The 3,883-nt window shown below is 72.1% G+C and carries 4 protein-coding genes; 1 reads left to right on the forward strand and 3 read right to left on the reverse strand.

What is annotated here, in order from left to right; all coding sequences use genetic code 11:
- Positions 1-93: 93 nt before the first annotated feature.
- Complete coding sequence (groES, locus tag J1M41_RS06245) at positions 94-390, reverse strand: co-chaperone GroES (protein WP_002857590.1); 297 nt, start codon at positions 388-390, stop codon at positions 94-96.
- Between the two features lie 526 nt (positions 391-916).
- Between groES and J1M41_RS06250 the strand changes: the two genes are divergently transcribed.
- The gene (locus J1M41_RS06250; protein WP_036315903.1) at positions 917-1,894 is read left to right on the forward strand and encodes a hypothetical protein; all 978 of its coding nucleotides are present in this window, start codon (positions 917-919) and stop codon (positions 1,892-1,894) included.
- 205 nt (positions 1,895-2,099) lie between these two features.
- Here the strand turns inward: J1M41_RS06250 and J1M41_RS06255 are convergent, their stop codons facing one another.
- A complete protein-coding gene (locus J1M41_RS06255; protein WP_002857584.1) occupies positions 2,100-2,855 on the reverse strand; it encodes an ABC transporter ATP-binding protein in 756 nt (251 codons plus the stop codon).
- Positions 2,852-3,883: iron chelate uptake ABC transporter family permease subunit (locus J1M41_RS06260; RefSeq protein ID WP_241247799.1), on the reverse strand; the 1,032-nt coding region annotated here is incomplete at its 5' end. The genes J1M41_RS06255 and J1M41_RS06260, both read right to left, overlap by 4 nt.

The raw sequence follows: 3,883 nt of genomic DNA on the forward strand, positions 1-3,883 counted from the left end.
CGTTCAGGGAGTCAGGGGGTGCGGGGACGCGAGGGGCCCGGGGCGCGCGCACCGGTGCGGTGCGCGCCGCTCACCGGGCCCGTCGCGGCGGGGTCACTTGGTGACGACGGCCAGCACGTCGCGGGCGGAGAGCACCAGGTACTCCTCGCCGCCGACCTTGACCTCGGTGCCGCCGTACTTGGAGTACAGCACCACGTCACCCTCGGCGACGTCGACCGGCACGCGGTTGCCGTTCTCGGCGACCCGGCCCGGGCCCACGGCCACGACCTGGCCCTCCTGCGGCTTCTCCTTGGCGGTGTCCGGGATCACGAGGCCCGACGCGGTGGTCTGCTCGGCCTCCAGGGGGCGGACAACGATGCGATCCTCGAGGGGCTTGATGGAGACAGACATGCTGCACACTCCTTCTTCGTCGACGTGCGGCTCCGGCGGGCTCGCCGGTCCGCTGATGCTGTGGTCTGCGGGTGCGCCACGGGCGTCAGACCCTCCGTCGTCGCGGTGCCGGACGGTCCACCTCGGGCATTGGCACCCGGTACCCCCGAGTGCCAGTGCCGACTCTACTCCGGGTTCTGGCACTCCTTCAACATGAGTGCCAGCCGTGTCCCCGCCGTCCGCCGCGGGCGGAGGCGTGGGGCGCGGTGCCCCTCGCCCCTCCGTGGGCAGAAACCGCACCCCCGCCCGTCGCGTGGGCAGCATCCGCAGGTTTTCGATCTCCGTGGGCAGAAGCGCCCTCTCTTCTGCCCACGGATGTTGCGTGGGCGGAACTCCTCGCAGTTCTGCCCACCGAGCCATGACGACGTCGTCCCGGCGGGACAACCGGCCGCCGCCGAGTCCTGCACAGCCGGCCCACCCCGCGCCGGTGTGCACAGACACGCGGCCCGCCCGGCCGTCGTCAGGCCGACCGCGTCAAGGTCGACCCATGTCCTTCGCCCCCGATCTCCCCCTCGTCCCCGTCTTCACCACCCGCGACGTGCTCGAACGCGGTCTGCCGCCCAGCCGGGTGCGGCGGTCCGACGTCCTCCGCCTCGCCCGCGGCATCCACCGTCGCCGTGACATGCCGCTGCGCACCTGGGAGTCTGCCGGGCTCCCGCCGCCGCACCACGGGGTCGGCCTCGACCTGCTGACCGCCCTCCTGCGGTCCCGTCCCGACGCCGTTCTCTCCCACGAGACGGCGGCGCACCTCCACGGCCTCCCGCTTCCCCCGGGCGGGGCCACGCGACGCGCCGCCGTCGAGATCACGTTGCACCGCGGCACCGCACGGGCGCGGATCCCCGGCGTCATGGAGCACCGAAGACCCCTGCCCGCCGGCCACGTCACCTCCGTGCTCGGGCTACGGGTGACGACGCCGGAACGGACCTGGCTCGATCTGTGCTCGATCGGCCACCCCTGGGACGAGGCATCCCTCGTGTCGGCGGGTGACCACCTGGTCCGTCACCCCTGGTCCCCGCGCGGCCGGCGGCCTCCCATCACCACGGTCACCGCGCTGCACGAGGCGATGCGGCCGCTCGGGCGGTTCGTCGGAAGACCGCGGGCGACGGCGGCGCTCGAGCGCGTACGGGTGGGTGCCGACTCGCCGCAGGAGACCCGGCTGAGGCTGGCGCTCGTCGAGGCGGGGCTGGGCGAGCCGACGCTGCAGCACGTGTTCGACCCCGGGCGGCGGGACGCCCCCGAGGCCGATCTGTGGTTCGAGGACTGCCGGCTCGTCCTCCAGTACGACGGCGAGGTGCACCGGAGTGCCGAGCAACACGCCCGGGACGCCCGGCGAGACCAGTACTACGCGGAGCGTGGGCAGATGACCCTGCACGTCACGAGCCGGGACGTCGGCGAGGGATACGCGCGGGTGATCGAGGCCGTCCTCAGACGACGGGCACAGGTCTCGAACGGCTGGGATGCCTGACGTCGTCGTCGCGTATGGCCCTGCCGTCCATGCGCAGGGGTTCCGTGGGCAGAAGCGAGGGTGCTTCTGCCCACGGAACCTGGAAACACGCGGGTTCTGCCCCCGGAAGGCGAGACCCGGCGGGTTCTGCCCACGGAACGCTCGCGTCGGCCGGGCACCCGACCCCTGCCCGGACCGACCCGGGCCGGCCTCACCGTCGCCCCGCTCAGTAGTACACGGCCAGCGGCCCGTGCGGTCCGTCCACCACGCTGCAGGGGGTCTTGAAGATCCGCTCCAGCACCTCAGGGCGCAGGATCTCGGCCGGGGTGCCGGTCTCCACCACCTGGCCGTCGCCCATCGCCACGATCCGGTCGGCGTAGTGGGCGGCGAAGTTGATGTCGTGCAGCACGATCACCACGGTCCGGCCCAGCTCGTCGGCGGCCCGGCGCAACTGCTGCATCATCTGCACCGAGTGCTGCATGTCCAGGTTGTTCAGCGGCTCGTCCAGCAGCACGTACTCGGTGTTCTGCGCCAGCACCATCGCCACGTACGCGCGCTGCCGCTGGCCGCCCGAGAGCTGGTCGAGGTACCGGTTCTCGAACGGGCCGAGGTTGAGGAAGTCGATCGCGTCGGACACGTGCCGCTCGTCCTCCAGGGTCAGCCGGCCGCGCGTGTACGGGTAGCGCCCGAACCCCACGAGCTGTCGCACGGTCAGCCGCGTCACGAAGTGGTTCTCCTGCCGCAGGATGGACAGGGTCTGCGCGATCTTCCGGGACGGCGTCGTGGTGATGTCGTGCCCGCCCACGGCGATCGTCCCGGCGTCGGCGTCCTGCAGCCGGCCGATCATCGTCAGCAGCGTGGACTTGCCCGCCCCGTTGGGCCCCACGAGCGCGGTCACTCCCCCGGCCTGGATGTCCAGGTCCACGGGCCCGATGCACACCTCGTCGCTGTGGCGCTTCACCACGCCGCGCAGCTCGATCACAGACGTCCCTTTCTCATCACGACGACCAGGAAGGTGATGCCGCCGATCAGCTCGATGACCACCGTGACCGCACCCCCCGCGTAGAACACGTGCCGCAGCACGAAGTAGGCGCTCGTGAGCACCGCGTACCCGGCCAGCGCCGCCACCGGGAGGATGAACCGGTGGTCGTGGGTGTCGACGAGGCTGTACGCCAGCGTCGCCACGAGGAAGCCGAGGAACGTCATCGGGCCCACGAGCGCGGTGGTCATGGCCATCAGCACGGAGACCAGCAGCAGCGTCACCATGAGCTCGCGCCGGTGGTGCAGGCCCAGGTTGGTCGCGGCGTCGGCGCCGAGCGCCACCGTGTTCAGGCGGCGGGAGCGCAGCCACAGCAGCGCGCACACGACGACGGCGATGGGCGCGGCGATCGCCACGTACTCGGTCCGGGCGTTCGAGATGTTGCCGAAGAGCCGCGCGCTCAGCAGGTCGAACGAGTTCGGGTCCAGCAGTCGCTGCATGAACGTGCTCAGCGCGGCCAGCCCGCCGCCCAGCACCACGCCCACGAGCAGCATCAGATGGACGCTGCCGTAGGGCCGGGAGAGCAGCCACGAGTACAGGGCCGTCGCCAGCGCCACCATGAGCGCGGCCTGGGCGAGGAACGGCCCCACCCCGGTCAGCACCGCGACGCCCGCGGCCCCCAGCACGTACACGGCGGCGGTCGACACGGCGGTGTAGAGCGCCTCGAACCCCATGATCGAGGGCGTGATGATGCGGTTGCCCGTCACCGTGTGGAAGCTGACGGTCGCGAAGGAGTGGCACAGCGCCACGATGCCGATCACGCCCAGGGACTCCACGCGCATCCGCGCGATCATCCAGAACGCGCGCGAACCGGGTTCGGCCTCGTTGCCCCAGAGCAGGACCCCGGCGGTGGAGAGCACGGCGACGACGGCCAGCACCGCGACGACGACCGCATACCTCCGGCGGTCGGCGGCGGTGACGAACGCGCCGGACCGGCGCGGGGCGTCGGCGTCGACGGGCCCGGCCGCGGT

Source organism: Micrococcus sp. KRD096 (assembly GCF_017168495.1).
In the GTDB taxonomy this organism is placed as follows: Bacteria; Actinomycetota; Actinomycetes; order Actinomycetales; family Micrococcaceae; genus Micrococcus; species Micrococcus luteus.